General features: G+C 72.3%; 17 protein-coding genes. 10 read left to right on the top strand and 7 right to left on the bottom strand.

Annotated features, from left to right (window positions below; translation table 11 throughout):
• Window positions 1–255 precede the first annotated feature (255 nt).
• Complete coding sequence (eccCa, locus tag AC0VYD_RS12620) at window positions 256–4,155, top strand: type VII secretion protein EccCa (protein WP_475480253.1); 3,900 nt, start codon at window positions 256–258, stop codon at window positions 4,153–4,155.
• A gap of 218 nt (window positions 4,156–4,373) precedes the next feature.
• Here eccCa and AC0VYD_RS12615 read toward each other — a convergent pair whose 3' ends face one another.
• The 3 genes from AC0VYD_RS12615 to AC0VYD_RS12605 all read right to left on the bottom strand — a co-directional run bounded on the left by AC0VYD_RS12615 (window position 4,374) and on the right by AC0VYD_RS12605 (window position 7,764).
• Window positions 4,374–4,844, bottom strand: coding sequence for a hypothetical protein (locus tag AC0VYD_RS12615; RefSeq protein WP_475480059.1), 471 nt, complete (start codon window positions 4,842–4,844; stop codon window positions 4,374–4,376).
• Between the two features lie 41 nt (window positions 4,845–4,885).
• Window positions 4,886–7,045, bottom strand: a complete 2,160-nt coding sequence (locus AC0VYD_RS12610) for a fibronectin type III domain-containing protein (protein ID WP_475480058.1) — start codon at window positions 7,043–7,045, stop codon at window positions 4,886–4,888.
• 254 nt (window positions 7,046–7,299) lie between these two features.
• Window positions 7,300–7,764: a GNAT family N-acetyltransferase gene (locus tag AC0VYD_RS12605; protein ID WP_475480057.1), complete on the bottom strand. Its 465-nt coding sequence runs from the start codon at window positions 7,762–7,764 to the stop codon at window positions 7,300–7,302.
• Between the two features lie 119 nt (window positions 7,765–7,883).
• On the opposite strand from AC0VYD_RS12605, the gene AC0VYD_RS12600 reads away from it, so the two are divergent.
• The 3 genes from AC0VYD_RS12600 (at window position 7,884) to AC0VYD_RS12590 (ending at window position 10,375) form a co-directional block, all read left to right on the top strand.
• Complete coding sequence (locus tag AC0VYD_RS12600) at window positions 7,884–8,417, top strand: pyridoxamine 5'-phosphate oxidase family protein (protein ID WP_475480056.1); 534 nt, start codon at window positions 7,884–7,886, stop codon at window positions 8,415–8,417.
• A gap of 150 nt (window positions 8,418–8,567) precedes the next feature.
• Window positions 8,568–8,777 (top strand): hypothetical protein, encoded by a 210-nt coding sequence (locus tag AC0VYD_RS12595; RefSeq protein WP_191270229.1) that lies wholly within the window; start codon window positions 8,568–8,570, stop codon window positions 8,775–8,777.
• Between the two features lie 314 nt (window positions 8,778–9,091).
• Complete coding sequence (locus tag AC0VYD_RS12590) at window positions 9,092–10,375, top strand: AI-2E family transporter (RefSeq protein ID WP_475480055.1); 1,284 nt, start codon at window positions 9,092–9,094, stop codon at window positions 10,373–10,375.
• Between the two features lie 31 nt (window positions 10,376–10,406).
• Here the strand turns inward: AC0VYD_RS12590 and AC0VYD_RS12585 are convergent, their stop codons facing one another.
• Both AC0VYD_RS12585 and AC0VYD_RS12580 read right to left on the bottom strand, forming a co-directional pair.
• Entirely contained in the window at window positions 10,407–11,642 is a 1,236-nt protein-coding gene (locus AC0VYD_RS12585) for an aromatic amino acid transaminase (RefSeq protein ID WP_475480054.1), read from the bottom strand.
• Window positions 11,636–12,583 carry a DMT family transporter gene (locus AC0VYD_RS12580; protein WP_475480053.1) on the bottom strand — a complete coding sequence of 316 codons (948 nt, stop codon included), beginning with the start codon at window positions 12,581–12,583 and terminating at the stop codon, window positions 11,636–11,638. The genes AC0VYD_RS12585 and AC0VYD_RS12580 overlap by 7 nt, the downstream gene beginning before the upstream one ends.
• 82 nt (window positions 12,584–12,665) lie before the next feature.
• Between AC0VYD_RS12580 and AC0VYD_RS12575 the strand changes: the two genes are divergently transcribed.
• From AC0VYD_RS12575 to AC0VYD_RS12560, 4 genes are all read left to right on the top strand, one after another.
• Entirely contained in the window at window positions 12,666–13,130 is a 465-nt protein-coding gene (locus AC0VYD_RS12575; RefSeq protein WP_475480052.1) for an Lrp/AsnC family transcriptional regulator, read from the top strand.
• A 25-nt stretch (window positions 13,131–13,155) separates the two neighbouring features.
• A complete protein-coding gene (locus AC0VYD_RS12570) occupies window positions 13,156–14,253 on the top strand; it encodes a M20 family metallopeptidase (protein WP_475480051.1) in 1,098 nt (365 codons plus the stop codon).
• A gap of 113 nt (window positions 14,254–14,366) precedes the next feature.
• Window positions 14,367–15,002 (top strand): hypothetical protein, encoded by a 636-nt coding sequence (locus AC0VYD_RS12565; protein WP_475480050.1) that lies wholly within the window; start codon window positions 14,367–14,369, stop codon window positions 15,000–15,002.
• Between the two features lie 119 nt (window positions 15,003–15,121).
• A complete protein-coding gene (locus AC0VYD_RS12560) occupies window positions 15,122–16,330 on the top strand; it encodes a cysteine desulfurase-like protein (protein WP_475480049.1) in 1,209 nt (402 codons plus the stop codon).
• 31 nt (window positions 16,331–16,361) lie between these two features.
• Here AC0VYD_RS12560 and AC0VYD_RS12555 read toward each other — a convergent pair whose 3' ends face one another.
• Complete coding sequence (locus AC0VYD_RS12555) at window positions 16,362–17,102, bottom strand: MerR family transcriptional regulator (RefSeq protein ID WP_475480048.1); 741 nt, start codon at window positions 17,100–17,102, stop codon at window positions 16,362–16,364.
• Window positions 17,103–17,284: 182 nt separating this feature from the next.
• On the opposite strand from AC0VYD_RS12555, the gene AC0VYD_RS12550 reads away from it, so the two are divergent.
• A complete protein-coding gene (locus AC0VYD_RS12550) occupies window positions 17,285–17,902 on the top strand; it encodes a stage II sporulation protein M (protein WP_475480047.1) in 618 nt (205 codons plus the stop codon).
• 243 nt (window positions 17,903–18,145) lie between these two features.
• Here the strand turns inward: AC0VYD_RS12550 and AC0VYD_RS12545 are convergent, their stop codons facing one another.
• Window positions 18,146–19,672, bottom strand: coding sequence for an acyl-CoA synthetase (locus tag AC0VYD_RS12545; RefSeq protein WP_475480046.1), 1,527 nt, complete (start codon window positions 19,670–19,672; stop codon window positions 18,146–18,148).
• Between the two features lie 276 nt (window positions 19,673–19,948).
• Here AC0VYD_RS12545 and AC0VYD_RS12540 point away from each other — a divergent pair, with 276 nt between their 5' ends.
• Complete coding sequence (locus AC0VYD_RS12540; protein ID WP_475480045.1) at window positions 19,949–20,395, top strand: carboxymuconolactone decarboxylase family protein; 447 nt, start codon at window positions 19,949–19,951, stop codon at window positions 20,393–20,395.
• Window positions 20,396–20,424 lie beyond the last annotated feature (29 nt).

Raw genomic sequence — 20,424 nt, 5'->3', positions numbered from 1 at the left:
CACGAAACCGCGGCCGGTTTTCCACAGGGCCGCGGAAGCTGAGTTGTCCGGCGCCGGGGCGGCGCGGGATCATCAAAGTAGCAATCGGTGCGTCCCGGGCCTTCGGGGCACACGCGACTGGAGAGGCGCTTCGTGTCCACAACGCTGGTTCACCGGCCCGCCCGCCACACGGTCCCGGACCCCGGTCGGTCGCCGTTGGTGATCGCCACGCCCCCGCAACTGCCGGAGAACCCCCCGGCGGCGGGTTCCTCGGCGATGATCATGATGCCGATCATCACCGGGTCGGGCTCCCTGCTGATGACCATCACGCTCGGCAACCGGCCGCTGTTCGCGGTGATCGGGGCGATGGTCATGATGGCGAGCGTGGCCGTGGGCATCGTGATGTTCGTAGCCCAGCGCAACGGCCCCCGGCGGCGTATCCGCGAGCAGCGCGAGCGGTACCTGGACTACCTCGACCACCTGCGTGAGACGGTCCGCGAGGTCGCGGGGCTCCAACGGGCGGCGGCCCTGTTCCGGCACCCGGCCCCGCACCTGCTCGCCGAGGCTGCGCGGCTGCCCGCCCGGCGGTGGGAACGGCGCGTGGGCGACCCCGACTTCCTGCACGTGCGGGTCGGGGAGGGCACCCGGCCCCTGGCCCGGCGGCTGAGCCTGAACATCGACAGGGCCAACCCGCTGGTCGTGTACGACCCCGTCTGCCAGGGCATCGCCGAACAGCTCGTCGACCTGTACGCGGAGGTGGCCGAGCAGCCCCTGGTCCTGCCGCTGCGCGACTGCGGGGTGGTCTCGGTCGTGGGCGACCGGGCGGCGGCCCGAGGCGTGGCCCGGGCCGTGGCGGCCCAGCTGGCGACCTTCTCCGCCCCCGGGGACGTGCGCCTGGGCGTGGTGCGCCACCAGCGGCTGGTCCCGGAGTGGGACTGGCTCAAGTGGCTGCCGCACAACTCCCTCGACGGTGTCCAGGACGGCCCGCTGCCCGCACGCCTGGTCGCGGCCAACACGGTGGAGATGACCGAGCTGCTGTCCGCGGAGATCGAGCAGCGCACCATCGACCTGCAGCGCAGACGCGGCGCTCCCCCCGGGCCGGGCACCGCACGGCTGGTCGTGGTCGTGGACGGCGAGTTCCAGGCCACGCTCTCCGGGCTGGCCGCCGAACCGCCGGTGCACTCCCTGGCCGACATCGGCATCCACCTGGTCTTCCTGGTGGGCGAACGCCGAGAGGAGCCCGGGCACGTGGACACCCGCCTGTACGTGGATGCGGACGGCACCCTCCGGGAGGACCGGGAGACCGTCCGGCAGCCGCCCGGCCAACCCGGCCAGGAGGAGGCCGACCCGCCGTTGCGGGGGCGGGCGGACCGGGCCGACCGCGACCAGCTCACCACCCTGGCCCGGACCCTGGCGCCGGTGCGGTTGGCCGCGGCCGACAGCGCCGACGCCATGCACGCCACCGTGGGGCTGCCGGAGATCCTCGGGGTGCCCGACGTCGCCCGGCTGGACACGGCGCGGACCTGGAGCCCGCGCGGGACCGGTGACTTCCTGCGGGTCCCGATCGGGGTGGGTCCGGAGGGGAACCCGGTCCTGCTCGACCTCAAGGAGTCGGCCTTCGGCGGGATGGGACCGCACGGGCTGGTGGTGGGCGCCACCGGTTCGGGCAAGTCCGAGATGCTGCGGACCCTGGTCGCCTCGCTGGTGATCAACCACGGTCCCGAGCAGCTCGCGCTGCTCCTGGTGGACTTCAAGGGCGGGGCGACCTTCGCCGACACCGACCTGCTGCCGCACAGCGCCGGGCTGATCACCAACCTCGCCGACGACGACTCCCTGGTGGAACGGTTCCGCGAGGCGATGTTCGGTGAGCTGACCCGCCGCCAGCAGGCGCTCAAGGACGCGGGGAACCTGCCCAACCTGCACGCCTACGAGAGCGCGCGAGGCCGCCGCCCGGAGCTGGAACCCCTACCCCACCTGCTGGTGATCATCGACGAGTTCTCCGAGCTGCTCACCGCGCACCCGGACTTCGCGGAGCTGTTCGTGGCCATCGGCCGGATCGGCCGGTCCATCGGGGTGCACCTGTTGCTGGCCACCCAGCGGCTGGACTCGGGCAAGATCAAGGGCCTGGAGTCGCACCTGTCCTACCGGATCGGCCTGCGCACCTTCTCCGAGGCCGAGAGCCGGGAGGCCATCGGCGTCGGCGACGCCTACCACCTGCCCCCGGAACCGGGGTCCGGCTACCTGAAGGTGGACACCACCGTCTTCGAGCGCTTCAAGGCCGCCATGGTCTCCCAGCCCTACGTGCCGCCCAGCCAGGACCGGGAGGAGGAGGTTCCGCAGGTGCTGCCGCTCATCTCCTTCAACGGGCTGGCGTCCCTGTCCCGGCCGCCCGAATCCGTGACGGAGGAGGACACCCGGGACGGTGACGGGGACGAGGAGGAGGCCCCCACGACCCTGCGGGTGACGGTGGACCGGCTCGTGGCCTCGGGTGCGGCACCGGTGCGGCCGGTCTGGCTGGCACCGCTGCCCGCGCTGATGACCCTGGACGGGTTGCTGGAACGGCTGGGCGAGGACCTGACCGGGGCCGACGGGGCCCCGGTGGAACCCGACCCGGCCGAGGCCCGGGCGATCATCGGGTTGGCCGACCTGCCCCGGGACCAGGCGCAGACCGCCGCCGACCTGGACTTCACCGGCGGGGAGAGCAACATCGTGGTGCTGGGCGGCCCGCAGTCCGGCAAGTCCACCCTGCTGCGCACCCTCATCGCCAGCCTGGCCTGGCGCTACCCGCCCGGACGGATCGCGGTGTACGCGATCGACTTCGGCGGCGGGTCGCTGGCTCCGTTCGAGGAGGTGCCGCACGTGGCGGGTGTGGCCGGGCGCTCGGACCTGGAGCGGGCGCAGCGGGTCCTGGCCGACGTACGGAGCCTGCTCGACCAGCGCGAACGCGTCTTCCAGCGCTCCCGGCTGGACTCGCCCGCCGACCTGCGCCAGGCCCGGGCCGAGGGCAGGGTGCCCTCGGGGATCCACGGCGACGTGTACCTGCTCATCGACGGCTGGGCCGGAGTGCGGGAGGCGCTCCCCGACGTGGACGACGTCCTCAACGACATCGTCTCGCGCGGCCCGGCCCTGGGCGTGCACACGGTGCTGACCGCCTCTGCCGGGAACCAGGTCCGCTCCAAGACGCAGTCGCTGTTCGGCGGCAGGTTCGAGCTGCGCCTGACCGACCCCTACGACTCCCAACTGGGCCGCAAGGTCGCCGAGCGGATGCCCAAGGACGTACCGGGCCGCGGGCTGCGCTCGGACGAGTCGTTCGTGCAGGTGGCCCTGCCCCGGTTGGACGGGGTGGCCGAGGACGCCGACCTGGGCGACGGGGTCCGCGAGGCGGTGCGGGTGCTCTCCGAGCGCTGGCCGCACGACCCGGTGCACCGGGTGCGGGTGCTGCCCGCCCAGGTGTCCCTGGACGAGCTGCTCCCCCGCCACCAGGGCCCCGGCCTGGTCATGGGACTCGGCGAGAGCGACCTGGGCCCCTGCCTGTACCGGCCGGACGAGGACCCGCACCTGGTGGTCTACGGCGACCCGCAGACCGGCAAGAGCAACCTGATCCGCACCCTGGTGCGGCAGGTGGCGCAACGGCCCGCACGCGAGGTGGGCGTCGTCATGGTCGACTACCGGCGGGCGCACCTGGGGCTGGTGCCCGAGGACCACCTGCTGGCCTACAGCACCAGCCCCCAGCACACCAGGGGGCTGGCCGGGGAGCTGGCCGGGATGATCCGTCAGCGGCTGCCCGGACCGGAGGTCACCCCCCGCCAACTGCGCGAGCGGAGCTGGTGGGACGGGTTGGAGGTGTTCGTCTTCGTCGACGACCTGGACCTGGTGGCCGGGCGCAGCAACCTGTTGGAGCCGCTGGCGGAGTTCCTCAGCCAGGGGGCCGACCTGGGGCTGCACATGGTCACCGCCAGACGGACCGGTGGCGCGTCGCGGTCGATGTTCGACCCGGTGACGCAGACGATCGTGGACATGGCCACGCCGGGTCTGCTGTTCTCCGGGGACCGGATGGAGGGGCGGCTCGCCAACGGGGTCGCCTCCCGGCGCCTGCCCCAGGGCCGTGCCCTGCTGGCCCGCCGGGGCCGCCCGCCGGAGCAGGTCCAGGTGGCCTGGACCGAACCGGAGGGGTAAGAGGCTCCGGGGGGCGCTCCCCGGAGAGAGGCGGGGCGCCCGCCCCGGGCCCCGGTGACCGAACCACGGGGCTCCGGCGCGAGGGCCTGGATCGACGGAGCCTTCGAGTCGGACCGTGCGGCCCTGTGTGGAAGGACGCGGCACGGTCCCGGCCCCTGGGCACGGCGGCGGAGGGTTGACGGCTGGGGCCGACTGTCAGCTGCGAGTCCTCGCGCGGCTCAGGCGTTGCAGTTGGTCCCCCTGCTGGTGAAGGAGCGCTCGCCCACGGCCGCGGTCACATCGACGCAGAAGCCCTGGGCGGGGATGAGGACCGGCCCGGCGACCGTAGCGGCGGTGTCGTCGTCCCAGCCGAGTTCACCGGAGCCGTCGCTGCGGCGCAGGCCGATGTCGATGTAGGTGGGGCCGCCGTTGGAGACCACGATCGCGCAGTTGTAACCGCGCACGGACTCATAGAAGAGGTACACCTGCCCCCCTGGGACTCCGGGGACGGGCTTGGGCCAACCGCTCGCGTTCTGCGAGTAACTGGGAACCCCATCCTCCCCCGCGTTGGGATGGGCAGCCGTGCACGCCTCTGCCGGGGTCTGGCTCTGCGCGGCGGTGGAGGAGGTCAGCACCAGCCCCGAGGCGACCAGCGCCGTGGCAGCCGCCATCGCCGCCCAGGTCCCGCGGCCCTTCCGTGTTCTGGGCACCTCGTCCGTCCTCTCCCTGTCCGCTGTCCGTTCCGGCACCGCTACCACCTCACACAGGCGGGGGCGCTGCGCACACCCGCGCTCTCGGTTCCGCCGGGCCCCAGGGCGGTGACCGTGAACGAGAAGCACCGCTCGTCGCCCCGGGTGAAGGAGTGGGAGGTGGCCTCCCCTCCGGCACTGGCCTCGTTCAGGAACACCGCGCCGTCGCCGTGCGGGGTGATCCGGTACCCCTCGGCGTTGTCGGCGGCCGTCCAGGTGACGGTCACCGTGCTGCCCGAGACACTGTGGGCGACACCGCTCGGGTCCCCCACCTGCTCCTCGGGCATGGTCACCGAAGCGCTGGTGGCGGACTCACCGGTCACACCTCCGGGTCCGCGCGAGGTGACCGTGAACGTGTAGGTCGCGCCCGCCTGCAACCCGGTGACCTCCAGCGAGGTCTGCCCGGTGGTGCGGTCGCTGGGCGCGCTCGCGCCGCCCTCGGCGGAGGTGGTGACCAGGTAGTCGACGGCGTTGTCGGCTCCCTCCCAGGACACGGTCGCGCTCTCGCTTCCGTTCGCCTCCGCCGTGACCGTGCCGGGTGGTCCGGGTGCCTCCTGGCTGGGGGTGACCTGGGGTGACTGTGCCGCTGGACCGGTTCCGTGCTCGTTGGTGGCGCGGACCCGGAACCGGTAGGCGGTGCCGTTGTCCAGACCGGTGATCCGGGTGTGCAGCTCGGAGCCGTCCACGGTGGTCTCGCCGTCCTCCCAGGTGATCTCGTAGGACTCGACGGGAGCGTCCGGGGAGTAGGCCTCGGGCCAGCTCAGCTCGACTTCGCCGTCGCCCGCCTCGGCGGTGACGGGTGTGGGAGCCCCGGGGGGCCCGGTGGACTCCTCGCCGGAGCCCTCACCTTCTCCGGTTCCCTCACCCGGTCCCGTGCCCTGGCCTTCGGGGGCGTCCCCGCCCTCGGGGTCCCCGCCGGGCTGGGGTTCCGTTTCCGGGGGCCCCGGTTCGGGTGCGGCTTCGGGGGTGTCGGCACGAACCTCGCCCGGCCCCGGCGGGGCCTCGTCGGTGTCCACCAGGGTGGCCCGGCCCGTCTCGTCCACGACCGCGGCCGTGCCGGTTTCGGGGGCGTTGACGAACAGGCTGCCCTCGCGGGCGTCCAGCTCCAGCGCGCCCTCCGCGCCCGGCAGGGTGACGGTGTCGAGCTCGCGGCCGTCGGGCGCGTAGGAGCGGACCAGACCCTCCTCGTCGAAGGGGACGTAGACGCGTCCGGAGAACGGCACCGCGATCCCGCCGCCCGGTTGGCCCACCGGGAAGTAACTGGTCTCGGCGGCACCGTAGGGGTGCAGGAGGGTGACGATCCCGTCGTCCTCGGTCTTGGTGACGGCGGCCATGTCCCCGCGGGTACGGGTCGGCATGGCCGAGTCGTCCATCGGCGCGGGCATGGTGACCATCACGGGGTCGTCCCCGTCGCGCATGGCCACGACCTGTTCGCTGCCCCGGTCGACGGCCAGCGCGCCGTCATCGAAGACCGTGACGCCGATATCGGCCCCCGGGGAGGCCACGGCGACCGTCTGGGTGACGGCGGCCTCCCCGTCGGTGACCCTGATCCCGACGGCGTGCCCCTGCGCGGGCGCGCCCACCCACAGGGTGTCGGAGTCGTCGAAGGCTCCGCCGACCAGCGGTCCCTCCAGGGTCAGGGAGGCGCCGGTGGCCTGGAGGGTGGCGGGGTCCACGGCCCTGATCTCGCCGCCCTCGCGGTCGATCACCACGGCGGAGTCCCGGCCGAGCACCACCCCGAAGTCACCGGACCCCAGTTCGAGCTTGCCGGAGAAGCCGAGCTCGTTGAGGTCGACCGAGGTGACCTTGCCCGTCTCGGGGTCGGTGAGGAGCAGGTAGTCGTCGTTCTGTTCCACCTCGACACGGCCGCCCCCGGCCTCGGGGAGGGAAGCCACCAGGTCGATCTCCGCGTTGTTGCCGTTGACGCGGACCGCCTCGCCGGCCGGGGCGCTCCACAGCCAGGCGGCGCCGTCGGACACCTCGTCCGAGCGGCCCAGGGCCCCGACCCCGAAGGCGGTGCTGACCAACGCGGTCGCCATGAGGCTGAGGACCAGGCCCGAGGATCCGGCGCGGGTGCGCCGGGCGAGGGTTCCGAGCAGGCGGCGTGAACGGCTCCGTTCGGCCGGGTCGGTACCGCTCGGTGCCGTCTGGCGGCTCGCCATCCACGTTCTCCTTCGCCTACCGCGGGCGCGTCCGGCCTCCGAAGGCAGGGGAGGTGGGATCGGTTTCGCTTGTGTTCGGGGCCCGCGAGGGACGGGCATCTGTACGAAACCAGACAGTCGATGCGGCGTCAACGCACCCGGGAACGGTCCGGTTCACCCACTCTGGGATGCACCCGACCCGCTTTCCGGTTCTCGCCCGGCCCCGGAAATCCGCGCCGTTCCGGGACCCCGCCGTCCGCCGCGGGGCGGTGCGTTCAGTCGAGGAAGAGCTCGCCGATGACCTCCCCGTCGTCTACCCGCCCGGTCCTGCGGAAGCCGAGCGCCAGGTAGAAGCCCTCCGGGCTGCCCTCCCCCGGTACCCAGGAGACCGTGACCCGCGAGATCCCCCGGTCCCGGGCCTCGGTGAGGACCCCCTGCACCGCGAAGCGGCCGTAGCCCTTTCCCTGGTGTTTCTCCCCGATGTTGAGCCGCCAGATCTCGGCCCGGAAGTCGGGGTCCTCCTCCTCGGGGTCGAAGCTGACCATGACGAAGCCCACGGCCTCGTCGCCGTCCATGAGCAGGCGGGGCCATGCGGTGTCGCGGGCGGCGTAGGCCTGGGCGAGGGAGCGTTCGACCGAGGCGACGAACCTGTGCTGGTCTTCGCGGACGCGCACCCCGAGTGCGGCGTCGACGTTGTCGGGGGTGATCTCCACCAGACGCGGAGCGGCGGGTTCTGTCATACGGGGGACCCTACGGCCGGTTCCGTCCGCCGCACCATCCGTTTTCCGGCCCTCCGGACTGTCGGCACCGGAAACTAGGGTGACCGGCACCCCAGGAGACGACCCCGAAAGGCCGAGCCATGGTCACACACGACCCCCGCGCCGAAGCCCTGACCGAAGACGCCCCCGGTTCCTGGGAGGAGGTGCTCGGCCACCTGGCCGAGGTGAGCGGGACGTACTGGCTGACCCTGCCCCGGGAGGACGGGGCCCCGCACACCCGGCCGCTGCTGGCGGTGTGGGTGGCCGGGCGGCCGTACTTCGCCTGCGGGGACGGCACGAAGAAGGCCCGGCTGCTCGCGGCCTCGCCCCGGGTGAGCCTGGCGGTGTCCACCGGCCTCCTGGACGTGGTGGTCGAAGGGCGGGTCGAGCGGATACGGGACGAGGACCGGGTGAAGGAAGTGGCCGGGGCCTACCCCGTCGTGTACGGGTGGCCGCCCGTCGCCGAGGGCGACCTGTTGACCGGCCCCGACGGCGCCCCGACCGCCGGCCCTCCGCCCTACGCGGTGTACGGGATCGTCCCCGGAACCGGCTACGCCTTCCCCACCGGCGACGTCGGCCACGGCGCCACCCGGTGGCGGTTCGGGCCGCCGGGGGCGCGGGATTCGGGGACGTGAGGTAGCCGCTACGCCCCTGCGCCGGGCCCCGGACCGTTCCGGGGCCCGGAAACCGGGTGAGGAAGGGGATCGGCGGGTAAAGATCCCTGGAGAACCCGCAGCACCGAGAACCCCGACAACCACCTACCGCCCCACCCCCAGGAGGTAGCAGTGCGCACCAGCATCGTCCTTTCGGTACTCGTCCTGCTCTGGTTGGCGATCGGTCTGGCCGCCGCCGTCCAGCGCGGCTACTTCAGTACGTCGGAGGCCTCATGTTCGACGCTGGGCAGCACCGTGGTGACCGTCTTCGTCGGCCCGCTGAACTATCTCGGCGTCAACCCGACCGTCGAGTGCCCGCCCGTCCCCGAACCCTCCGAGTAGCCCGCCTCAGAGCGCGCGCCCCGGCGGAGTGTGTGCGGCCTGACGGGAGCGGCCCGAGCCACCTGCCCCGGGTCGTGCACGACCGGGTGGTCGAGGACCGCAACGCGCCGGAGTCGGATCCTCCTGGGGGCACCACGAAACATGCCCTGTCAGACCTCATCACCTGATCACCCTGCGACACGCCCATCTCGGACTCGCCCGCGAACCTCCTGGCCCGGGCCGGGCGATCCGGACAGACTCTGTAGCGCCCAGCTCAGTGTCACCCAGTTATCGGAGTCCATGTGCAAGCCCAGTGGCCAGGGGTCGGCGCCCTTGTGAACAAGTGGAACGCCGCGCGGAGCGCCCGTGCACGAAGGAAGGAGACCGAACCCGTAGACGAGGCCCCGGAGCCCCGGGGCACGGAGGCCCAGGTCCCGGAAACCGAGGACGACGCGCGAGCCGGCGACCTGCTGCGCACGGTCAGCGACACCGCCTGGCGCATCCTGGTCATCGGCGTACTGGCCGGCCTGGTGGTCTACGCACTCGCCTACCTGTCGGTGGTCACCCTGCCGCTGATCATCGCGGTCTTCCTCACCGCGCTGCTCATGCCGCTGGCCAACTGGCTGCGCCGCCCCAACCCGATCAGACGCTCGGGGCTGGGCCGGGGGTCCTCCACCGCCATCACCCTGCTGATCGCGCTGGTGGTCTACAGCGCGGCCATCACCCTGATCGTGACCCCCGCCGTCGCGGGTTTCGAGGACCTGGTGGACAGCGTCAACAGCGCCGTCGACCAACTCCAGGCCATGGACCTGCCCTTCGGCCTGAACCCGGCGCTGCTCACCGAGGCGATCGACAGCGCCTGGGCCCAGACCCAGTCCCTGATCACCGAGAACACCAACCAGATCCTCACCGGCGCGTGGACCGCGACCACCGCCGTGACCCGGGTCGTACTCGGCATCGTGCTGATCCTCGTCCTGACCATCTACTTCGTGCACTCGGGCGACAGGCTCATGGACTGGATCACCAGCCTCCTGCCGCCCCGCTCCCGCCCGGGTCTGCGCCACGGCGCACAGGTCTCCTACCGGGTGATGGGCAGCTACGTGCGCGGGGTGGCCCTGGTGGGTGTCTTCGACGCGGTGGGCATCGGTATCGTGCTGCTCCTGCTCATCGACCCCGCTCTGGCGGTTCCGCTGATCGTGCTCACCTTCGTGGGCGCGTTCCTGCCGATCATCGGCGCCTTCCTGAGCGGTCTCCTGGCCGTGCTGGTGGCTCTGGTGACCGAGAACTGGATCGTGGCCCTGGTGGTGCTGGCCGCGGTGATCGTCGTGCAGCAGTTGGAGAGCAACGTGTTCGCGCCGCGGATCTACGGCCAGGCGCTGGAGCTGCCCTCGGCCGTGGTGCTGGTCGTTCTCACGGTCGGCGGGATCCTGGGCGGGGTCACGGGCCTGTTCCTGGCCACCCCGGTCGCTGCGGTACTCGCCGCGCTCCTGCGCAACCGCCCGGGTCCGCACCGGGAGAACACCCCCCGGGGAGCGGGAGGCGAGGAGGGACCGGAACGGGCCGGGACCGGGCCGGGCGCGGACGAACCGCCCTCCGGCGCGACCGCCGACCGGTCCTGAACCACGGCCCCGCCCGGAGCCCGGGTGGGCGTCACCGCGCGGTCGCCCATCCCGTCGGCAGGGGTCGGGCGGCCTGCCCGGAAACCCGGTGGACGCGGGCGATCGCGTCGGCGAGGTGGTCCAGGCGGTGGGCGGGGACCCCGGCCAGGTTGATCCGCCCTGAGGGCAGGCCGTGGATCGCGTGTTCCTCGCGCAGCCGGCCCATGTCCGGTTCGGTCAGGGGCAGCCGCAGGAACATCCCCCGCTGTTCGCGGAGCGGTTCGAACACCGTCGTTCCGGTCCGGTGGGCGAGTGCGTCGGCCAGACCGCCGCGCAGGGCGCCCAGGCGCTCGCGCATACCCTCCAGTTCGGTCAGCCAGTCCGTGTGCAGTCCGGGGTCCCGGAGGATCTCGTGGACGATCCGCGCTCCGTGGTCCGGGGGCTGGGAGTAACCGGCCCGGGCGACCGTCTCCAGGATGCCGTAGGCGTGCGCCCTGCGGGCGGGGTCGTCGGAGACGACGACGGCGCAGCCGGTGCGTTCGTTGTACAGGCCCCACGCCTTGGAGGCGCTGACCGCGACGACCGCCTCGGGCAGCAGGTCGAGCATCCGCCGCATGCCCTCGAGGTCGGCTTCGAGCCCGTCCCCCAGGCCGAAGTAGGCCTGGTCGACGAACGGGACCACGCCGCGGGCGAGCATGGCCCGGGCGAGCTCCTCCCAGCGCTCCGTCGGCATCGCGGTGCCGGTGGGGTTGTGACAGCACCCCTGGACCATGAGCACGTCCCCGGGGGCGGCGGTGGCGATCGCCTCCAGCGCCGCGTCGGGATCGGGGCGGCCGTCGGCCAGCAGCATCGGGTACTCGCGGACACGCAGTCCGGCCGTGGTGAGGATGGTCCGGTGGTTGAGGTAGGCGGGCGTGCCCAGGTAGACGGTCCGGTCGGGGCCGGTCTCGGCCAGCAGTTCCGCCAGGAGGCGCAGGGCGCCGGTGCCGGCGACCGACTGGATCGCGAGCGTGCGCTCACGGACCAGGTCGGAGGGCAGGAGCAGCTCGGTGAGCGCACCGGTGAAGGCGCGGTTTCCGGCGGGCCCCAGGTACTCCTTGGAGGGGGAGCGTTCGGCGAGGCGGCGTTCGGCCTCGGCGACGGCGCCGAAGACGGGCGAGGTGCCGGTGTCGTCCCGGTAGACGCCGACGATGAGGTCGAGCCGGTGCGGACGCCGGTCGGCGTCACAGGCGGCGGTGAGCTGCCAGAGGGGGTCGGTGCGCGGTTCCCGCAGGGACGGCATCAGCATGAGGGCTCCAGTTCGGGGCGTCGGTCGGCGGCTTCGGCGACGGGCCGGGCGGGCCGGGCGGCGAGGAGGTTGAAGGCGACCACCCCGGTGAGCACCAGCAGCAGGGTGACCGTGGTCGCGACGGTGACGGGCTCGCCGAACAGCGGTGCGGCGACGACGAGGGTGAGGACCGGGCTCAACGCGCCCAGGGTGGCGGCTACCGGACCGCCGAGCACGCGGATGGCGGTGGCGTAGCACAGGGCGGCGAGCACACCGACGCCGATGCCCTGGACCGCGACGAAGATCAGGACGTCACGGGTGGCGCCGCCGGTCAGGGACGAGGGCACCAGGCGCAGCAGGATCGGCACCCCGGACAGCAGGGCGGAGGGGGCGCAGAGCACGATCGCGGCGCTGACGGGGTCGAGTGTGGTCTCCCGCAGAGCCAGGGTGTACACCGACCACACCAGTCCAGCGCAGAGCAGGACCGCGACCCCGGTGACCTGGTCCGGGGAGACGGCGGCCACCACGGTCACCGCCACGCCCAGGACGATCAGCACGAGCGCGCCCAGTTGGGCGGGTCGGGCCCGGGTGCGCCAGAGTCCGAACGCGAGCACGGTGACGAACAGCGGCACCGTGCCGGGGATCACGATCCCCACGAGGGCGGCGCTGGTCAGTGAACCGCCCCAGGCGGCGATGAGGAAGTACGGGAGTCCGGCGCCGACGCAGAGCGCCGCCAGGACTCCCCCGCGTTCGTGGCGTACCCGCCGCAGGGCGCGGGGGATCCAGGGGGCGAGTACGACCAGCGGGGTCAGGAAACGGAGGAAGGCGGTGTCCAGGGCTGTGAGGTCGGAGGCGCCGATCCCGCGGATGCTCAGGGCGAACCCGGCCCACAGCACCACGGTCGCCGCCATCGCCGCCAGCCCGAGGGCGAGCGCGGGGGTCGCCCCGGTAGGTCTGCTCATAGAAGCGAAGGTACGGGGACAGAAGGGGCTGACGATTGCTAATTATTGCTCTACAGGAGGTTGGTTTGGCAGGATCTGCCACATGCAAGGACTAGACGAGATTGATCTGCGGATTCTGCACGAGCTTCAGAGTGACGGGCGGATCAGCAACCAGGACCTGGCCGACCGGGTGGGCCTGTCCCCCTCCCCGTGTCTGCGCCGGGTGCGGAGGTTGGAGCAGTCCGGTGTGCTGGACCGGTACACGGCGGTGGTCGACCCGTCCTCGGTCGGGCTCGACATCACCGCGTTCGTGCGGCTGCGCCTGGACTCGCACGGCACCGGTGTGGTGGAGCGGGTGGAGGAGGCCATCCGGGCGATCCCGGAGGTCACCGAGGCCTATCTGCTGGCGGGTGACCACGACTACCTGCTGAAGGTCGGCTCCCGCTCGTTCGCCGCCTACGAGGAGCTGATGCGCACCAAGCTGCGTGCGATCCCGGCGGTCTCCTCGATCGAGACGACCTTCGCCATCAGCGTCACCAAACCCAGTTCCCCGCTGCCGATCGACTGAGGGCGGACACCCTTAGCCTTGCGGCATGGTGAAGCACGAAAACGGCGGCGCGAGCGTCGACGCGATGTTGGAAGACCTGCGGACGCTCGTGGAGACCGAGTCCCCCTCCCGTGACGTGGAGTCCCTGAAGGGGTCGGCAGGGGCGGTGGCGGCGATGGTCGAGAGGCGGCTGGGCGGGCGTGCCGCCCTGGTGGAGAGCCCGGCCGGGCCGCACGTGCACTGGTCGGGCGGGGGTGGGCCCCGGGTACTGGTGCTGGGCCACCACGACACGGTGTTCCCGTTGGGCACGTTGGAGCGGCGCCCGTTCCGGGTGGCGGGGGGACGCGCCACCGGTCCCGGGGTGTACGACATGCTCGGCGGGCTGGTGCAGGCCGTACACGGTCTGGCGACGCTGGACGACCTGGCGGGGGTGGAGGTCCTGGTGACGGCCGACGAGGAGGTCGGCTCGCACCACTCGCGGGCGCTGATCGAGGAGCGGGCCCGCGCGTGCGGCGCGGTGCTGGTGTTCGAGGGCGCGGCCGAGGGCGGACACCTCAAGGTCGCCCGGAAGGGGTGCGGCACCTTCGGGGTCTCCGTACGGGGCCGCGCCTCGCACGCCGGACTGGAACCCGAGGCCGGGGTGAACGCGCTGGTGGAGGCGGCCCACCAGGTGTTGGACATCGCGGCGCTGAACCGCCCGGAGGCCGGGACGACCGTGACGCCGACGGTGGCCGCGGCCGGGACCACGGACAACGTGGTCCCGGCGGAGGCGGTCGTCACCGTGGACGTGCGGGTCGAGACGGACGAGGAGCGCCGACGGGTCGAGGCGGCGTTCGCGGCCCTGGCCCCGCACCTGGAGGGGGCCCGGGTCGCGGTGACGGGTTCGGTCAACCGTCCGCCGATGCCCGCGGCCGTGGCGGAGGGACTGCTGGCACAGGCCCAGCGGTTGTTGCCCGGGGTCGGCGGCGTGGCGGTCGGCGGTGGCAGCGACGGCAACTTCACGGCGGCGCTCGGGGTGCCGACCCTGGACGGCCTGGGCGCGGTCGGCGGCGGCGCGCACGCCGACCACGAGTACCTGGTGGTCGACGCCATGGTGGAACGGGCGCACCTGGCCGCCGGGTTGGTGGGCTCCCTCCAGGGGTGAGTGTCCGGGGTCCCCGCCCGGGCCTGGTCGGGCGCGGTGCGGGGAGCCGGAGACCGCTATGCCGCCTTTGTTCACAGGCCGCTGACATACAGGCCGCTGACATACTGTCGGCCATGTCTTTCCCTCCCCGCCCCCAGACCCCACCCCCTCCCGACGCTCCGGGCTCCTCCGGCGCCCCGTCCGCCCCTGGCTCCCCCCGTGTCCCACGCGGACACCGCCTGCGCAAGGGCTACGTAGCGAGCCTGGTCTCCCTGGTCACCACCCTGGTGGTCTTCGGGGTCCTGCTCGCCCTGGGCCCCTATGTCCGTCATCCCGCACCGGACTTCATGGGCGAGGTGGGCCGCGACCTCGACGTCGAACTGGAGCTCGGCGAGGAGCACCTCGGTGAGCTCGGGGTCTACGGCCGCTCGTTCAGTGGTTGGTGCAGTCTCACCACCCCCTCCGGAGCCCCGGGCGAGGCCCAGAGGCGGGGGGCGTCCAGTTTCGACTACGGCGCCGAGGAGTGGCACCTGGTCCAGGTCCTGAAGATCACCGAGACCGGCACGCACCGGATCACCTGCGAAAACACGGATACCGACTTCGGGATCGCCTCCATGCACGTGGTCGAGACCGCTCAGACGCGGCAGATCCTGTGGGCGCTCACCTGGCTCGGCTTGCCCGTCCTGGGCCTGGTCACCACCGTGACCACCGCCGCGGTGACCTTCGCGCGGGGCCGGCGGGCCGGGAACGCCGCCTCGGCGCACGGCTGACCGTGCCCGAAGCGTTCACGGGCCAGCTCCCCTCCACCGCCCATCCTCCCGGGCCTGCCGAGCGGGACGGGGCGTGTGCGATCGTGGTCGGCGAACGCCCTCGGCAGCGAAGGAGCCCCATGCCCCAGTTCGACCTCGACTCGTTCCGGTCCGGCTTCCCCTCGTTGAAGTCCGGTATCGCGCACTTCGACGGCCCCGGGGGCACCCAGACCCCCGCGCGGGTGGGAGAGGCGATCGTCCGTACCCTCACCGGCCCGCTGTCCATCCGGGGCGCCGGTCTGGTCTCGCAGACCAACGCGGAGGAGGCTGTCCGTTCCTTCCGGAGCGCCTACGCCGACCTGCTGGGCGCCGACCCCTCGGGGATCGTCTACGGGCGCAGCGCCACCCAGTTGACCTACGACTTCTCCCGGCACCTGGCCGGGGGGTGGGGCCCCGGCGACGAGGTCGTCGTGACCCGGCTGGACCACGACGCGAACGTGCGGCCCTGGATCCAGGCGGCCGAGCGGGCGGGCGCGGCGGTGCGGTGGCTCGACCTGGACCCGGACACGGCCGAACCGGACCTGTCCGACCTGGACGAGGTGGTCAACGAGCGCACCCGGCTGGTGGCGGTGACCGCCGCCTCCAACCTGCTGGGCACCAAGCCTGCGGTGCGTGTCATCGCCGACCGCGCCCACGCGGTGGGGGCGCTCGTGTACGTGGACGCCGTGCACTTCGCGGCACACGAGACCGTGGACGCGGGGGAACTGGGCGCCGACCTCCTCGTGTGTTCCCCGTACAAGTTCCTCGGCCCGCACTGCGCGGTGCTGGCCGCCTCCCCCGCGCTGTTGGAGTCGATCACCCCGGACAAGCTGCTGCCCTCCACGAACGACGTTCCGGAGCGGTTCGAGTTCGGCACCCTGCCCTACGAGACCATGGCCGGGGCGACCGAGGCGGTGGAGGTGCTCGCGGATCTGAGCCCGGGCGGTTCGTCGAGGCGGGCGCGCCTGGTCGCCGCGTACGGGGCGATCGCCGAACACGAACACGCCCTGCGCAAGCGGGTGGAGTCGGGGCTGGCCGCCCTCGGTGAGGACGTCGTCCTGCTTTCGAGGGCTGCCGAGCGCACTCCGACCCTGTTCATGGCCTTCCCCGGTCGGCGCAGCACGGACGTCTCCCGGGCCCTGGCGGAACGGGACGTCCTGGCTCCGGCCGGGAGCTTCTACGCCCACGAGGCCTTCGCCCGGCTGGGTCTGGACGACGACGCCGGACTACGCGTGGGTATGGCACCGTACGTGTCGGAGGAGGACGTGGACCGGCTGCTCACCGCCCTGGGCGAGCACCTGGGGGCCTGACCGCCACGGTGGCGACGCGCCCCGGCACCCGTCAGGGCGCGTCGCCGGCCGCGGCCGAGGCCTCTTCCGTGAGGAGTTCGTTCAACCGCTTCAGCACGCGTAGCTGCGCGGTGTTGTACAACTGCACGACCGCCTCGGCCATCGTCTGCGCGGCGTGCTCCGCACCACGCGGCGCGTCCACCGTCGGGGCCCGCGACCACGGATTCTCCTCCTGTCCCCGGAGAACGACCGGCAGTATGCGTTCGGCGAGACTTTCGATCACGGCGTCGTCCGCGTCCGGCGGCAGGGCCTCGAACTCCTCGTCCGTCTCGTCGGGTTCACTGATCAGATCGCGGAACCTCTCGACGGAGTCCTCGCTGAGCACGGTCGAGAAGACCATCAGCAGGGACCGCTGCCGCTCGGAGAGGTCGCCGGAGATCTGCGCGAACTCCGGCGGAACGTACGCGGGCGCGCGGTGGCGCAGGATGAGGGCCAGTTCCTCCCGGACCCGGTTGAGCCGGTTGACCGTCGCCTCCAGTTCCCGGTCCAGCACGCGGATCGCCTCGTCCGGCCGCTCGTCCGCCCGCTCCATGGACGCCACCTCCGACAGCGGGACCCCCAGATCACTCAGACGCCTGATCTGGAGCAACCGGACCAGGTGCGGTACCTCGTACTGCTTGTATCCGTTGGCAGCCCGCCTCGGCACGTCCAGCAACCCGATCCGGTGGTAGTACCGGACGGCCTTGACCGTGGTCCCGGCGAGTTCGGCGACCTGCTGGGTACTCCACGCCATGTGCTGCCTCCTCCTGCACCGCCGGTGCGGGGTCCCGCACTCCACGCACAGTCCACACCCTGCCCCGGGGGCAGGGTCAAGTGTCCGACCCGGGCTTGACCCTGCCCCGAGGCCATGGTGCGCAATGTCGAGTGAAAGGGCCGGAGCGGCCCGCCACCTCTCTCGACCACGGAGCAGGACCCATGCGCATCCTTCGCGAACCCTTCCGGATCATCCGCGCCGACCTCGGCGCCTACCTCGCGCTGAACGCGATCGTGTACGGCGTGCTCGTGGCCGGTTTGGCGTTGGGGCTGCTCTTCCCCGAACTGACCGCGGCGCTGGTCACCGGTCAGGAGGACGACGGAACGGCGGACCTGGTGGTGTCGCTGCTCGGGAACGTCTGGCTCTTCGCCCTGACCATCCTCGCGGTCAACGTGCTGACGGTCGGCGTGCTGAAGATCCTGCTGCCCTCGCTGGTCGTGCCCTTCGCAGGGATCGCCCTGCTCGTCTACAAGACGTTCGAGAGCGGCGTGATCCTCGCTCCGGTCGACGAGACCATGGCGACGGTCCTCGTCCCGCACTCCCTGACGATGGTGGTCGAGTTCCAGGCCTACACCCTGCTCTCGCTCGGCTCCTACGTCCTCGGAAGGGCCTGGCTGCGCCCCGCGGCGGTCGGCGCCCCCAACCGCCGACAGGGATACGCGCGCGGGTTGCGGCAGTTCGGTTGGCTGAGCCTGCCCGCACTGGCGCTGTTGGTCATCGGAGCGGTCTACGAAGCCTACTCACTCGTCTACGTCGTCCCCCGGATGCTGACGGGTTGACCTCGACCTGAAGGCCGGTGTCGACCTGAAGGCCGGTGTCCGCGCCACGAACACACCGGACCACCCCTGGTCCTGAGTCGCTGACGTACCGCCGACCATGTCGCCCCATCCCAGGCCAGTCCCTCAACGCCTGGGCGTGTCACGGCCGGTCACTCCGGTCGACGGAACTGCGGCGGCGAGGTCCGGGGCGACACGGACGGGACGACGGACCAGGGCTGAGACACGCTCCAGAGCCGCGGCCGCTCAGGCGGTGCGGTCCCGGAGTTCGCGTTTGAGGATCTTGCCGGAGGCGTTGCGGGGCAGTTCGGCGACCACCCGCACCGCCTTGGGCACCTTGAACGGGGCCAGGCGCTCGCGCACGTACTCGACCAGCAGCTCCGGGAGCGCGTCGGTGTCGGTGCCGGGGGCGGGCACCACGTAGGCCGTCACCGACTCGATCCACTTCTCGTCGGGGGTACCGACCACCGCCGCCTCGGCCACCCCGGGGTGGGCGAAGAGCACGTCCTCGATCTCCCGGGAGGCCACCAGCACACCACCGGTGTTGATGACGTCCTTGATCCGGTCCACCACCTCGATGTAGCCCTCGGAGTCCGCGCGGACCAGGTCGCCGGAGTGGAACCAGCCGCCGCGGAAGGCCTCCTCGGTCGCCTCGGGCTTGTCCCAGTAGCCCAGGCACAGTTGCGGCGACCGGTACACCACCTCTCCGAGTTCACCAGGCGGGACGTCCGCACCCTTGTCGTCCACCACCCGCAGTTCCACGAAGAGCGCCGAACGCCCCGCCGAGGCGGGCCGGTCCGCGTGCTCCTCGGGGCGCAGCACGGTGGCCAGCGGACCGATCTCGCTCTGCCCGAAGCAGTTGTAGAGCCCCAGTCCGGGGAGGGTTTCCCGGAGCTTGGTCAGGACCGGTCCGGGCATGATCGAGGCCCCGTAGTAGGCCTTGCGCAGGCTGGACAGGTCGCGGTCGGCGAACCCGGGGTGGTTGGCCAGGGCGACCCACAGGGTCGGCGCGGCGAAGAACGCCCCGTGCCCCTCGGCCTCGATCCGGCGCAGCAGGTCGGCGGGGTCCGGTGCCTCCACCAGGGTGTTGCGGGCGCCCACCGCCAGCCACGGCATGAGGAAGACGTGCATCTGGGCGCTGTGGTAGAGCGGCATCGCGTGCAGCGGGTTGTCGCCGGGGTCCAGGTCCAGCCCCACCAGGCAGGACAGGTACTCGTGTACCAGGGCCCGGTGGGTCATCATCGCGCCCTTGGGCCGGGAGGTCGTGCCCGAGGTGTAGAGCAACTGGACCAGGTCGGTCTCGGCCACCTCCACGGCCAGCTCCGGCACCGGCCCCTCCGAGGCCTCGGCCAACAGCGACCCCGGGCCGTCACGCAACTCCAGGACCTGCTCCACCCCGGTCTCGGCGCGCAGGGCGTCCACCGCCGAGCGCAGTGCGGGATCGGCCAGCACCACGGTGCTGCCGGACTGCTCCAGGAGGTAGGCCAGTTCCCCGCCCTGGAGGGCGAAGTTGACCGGCACGTGCACCAGACCGGCCCGGGCGCAGGCCAGGTAGCCGATGAGGTAGGCGTCGGAGTTGCGCCCGTAGGCGGCGACCCGGTCGCCCTTGACCGCGCCCAGCCCGAGCAGCCGTGCGGCGGCCCGGGTGACGGCGTCGTCCAGTCCGGCGTAGGTCCACTCCCGGTCCGCGAAGACCAGCGCGGTGTTACCGGGGGTCCTGGCGGCGCTGCGCCGGAGGACGTCGTCGACGGTACTGGACGTGATGGGACCCAAGGTGTCGCTCCCTGCTCTCCGGTACGCCCCGCCCCGGGGCGCGGACACCCCCATCCTGCTGGGGCCGCCGCCACACCGGCAAGAGGCCGCCGCCCCCTTTGCCGGTCCGCAGGCGTTCCCACGGGCGGAAGGGGCTCACTCCCGGGCCAAATCGGAACCCATCACCACCAGGGCGACCATTCGGAAACCCACAGCACCGACCCGGTGACCCTTGGTATTTTTCCGGTGTTCAGCGGGCACCCCGTGTCCGGACGCGTACGACACCGAGGACGAACCATGGGCACGGCCCGCGTACAGATCGCACAGCATCTGCCCGAGGCGTACACCGAACTGGCCCGGCTCAGCGCCGTGGTGGACACCGCCCTCGACGAGGACCTGCACACCCTGGTCAAGATCCGCGCCTCCGTCCTCAACGGCTGCGCCTTCTGCGTCGACCTGCACACCCACCAGGCCCTCACGGACGGGATGTCACCGCAGCGCATCGCCCTCGTGTCAGCCTGGCGCGAGGCCGGGTCGCACTTCACCGAGGCCGAACGCGCCGCACTGGCGCTCGTGGACGCCCTGACCCGGATCGGTCAGGCCGGGCTGCCCGACGACGTCTACTCCGCGGCCGCCGCACACCTGTCCGAGCGGGAGACGGCCGCGCTCATCACCGCCGTCTCCCTCATCAACCTCTACAACCGGCTGGGGGTCGGCACCGGCATGGCTCCGCCGGTGCGCTGACCGCGCCGGCGCCGCCCCGGCGGGCCCCA

It is taken from the genome of Nocardiopsis sp. iso_40, assembly GCF_056173285.1.
This window is presented reverse-complemented; position numbering and strand designations above follow the sequence as displayed.

Excerpts from the sequence above, each read along its gene's own strand:
- AC0VYD_RS12575 (WP_475480052.1), top strand. The coding sequence starts at position 12,666 with ATGCAAGGACTAGACGAGATTGATCTGCGGATTCTGCACGAGCTTCAG.
- AC0VYD_RS12610 (WP_475480058.1), bottom strand. The coding sequence starts at position 7,045 with ATGGCGAGCCGCCAGACGGCACCGAGCGGTACCGACCCGGCCGAACGG.
- AC0VYD_RS12560 (WP_475480049.1), top strand. The coding sequence starts at position 15,122 with ATGCCCCAGTTCGACCTCGACTCGTTCCGGTCCGGCTTCCCCTCGTTG.
- eccCa (WP_475480253.1), top strand. The coding sequence starts at position 256 with ATGATCATGATGCCGATCATCACCGGGTCGGGCTCCCTGCTGATGACC.
- AC0VYD_RS12580 (WP_475480053.1), bottom strand. The coding sequence starts at position 12,583 with ATGAGCAGACCTACCGGGGCGACCCCCGCGCTCGCCCTCGGGCTGGCG.
- AC0VYD_RS12605 (WP_475480057.1), bottom strand. The coding sequence starts at position 7,764 with ATGACAGAACCCGCCGCTCCGCGTCTGGTGGAGATCACCCCCGACAAC.
- AC0VYD_RS12585 (WP_475480054.1), bottom strand. The coding sequence starts at position 11,642 with ATGCTGATGCCGTCCCTGCGGGAACCGCGCACCGACCCCCTCTGGCAG.
- AC0VYD_RS12570 (WP_475480051.1), top strand. The coding sequence starts at position 13,156 with ATGGTGAAGCACGAAAACGGCGGCGCGAGCGTCGACGCGATGTTGGAA.
- AC0VYD_RS12565 (WP_475480050.1), top strand. The coding sequence starts at position 14,367 with ATGTCTTTCCCTCCCCGCCCCCAGACCCCACCCCCTCCCGACGCTCCG.
- AC0VYD_RS12550 (WP_475480047.1), top strand. The coding sequence starts at position 17,285 with ATGCGCATCCTTCGCGAACCCTTCCGGATCATCCGCGCCGACCTCGGC.
- AC0VYD_RS12600 (WP_475480056.1), top strand. The coding sequence starts at position 7,884 with ATGGTCACACACGACCCCCGCGCCGAAGCCCTGACCGAAGACGCCCCC.
- AC0VYD_RS12540 (WP_475480045.1), top strand. The coding sequence starts at position 19,949 with ATGGGCACGGCCCGCGTACAGATCGCACAGCATCTGCCCGAGGCGTAC.
- AC0VYD_RS12555 (WP_475480048.1), bottom strand. The coding sequence starts at position 17,102 with ATGGCGTGGAGTACCCAGCAGGTCGCCGAACTCGCCGGGACCACGGTC.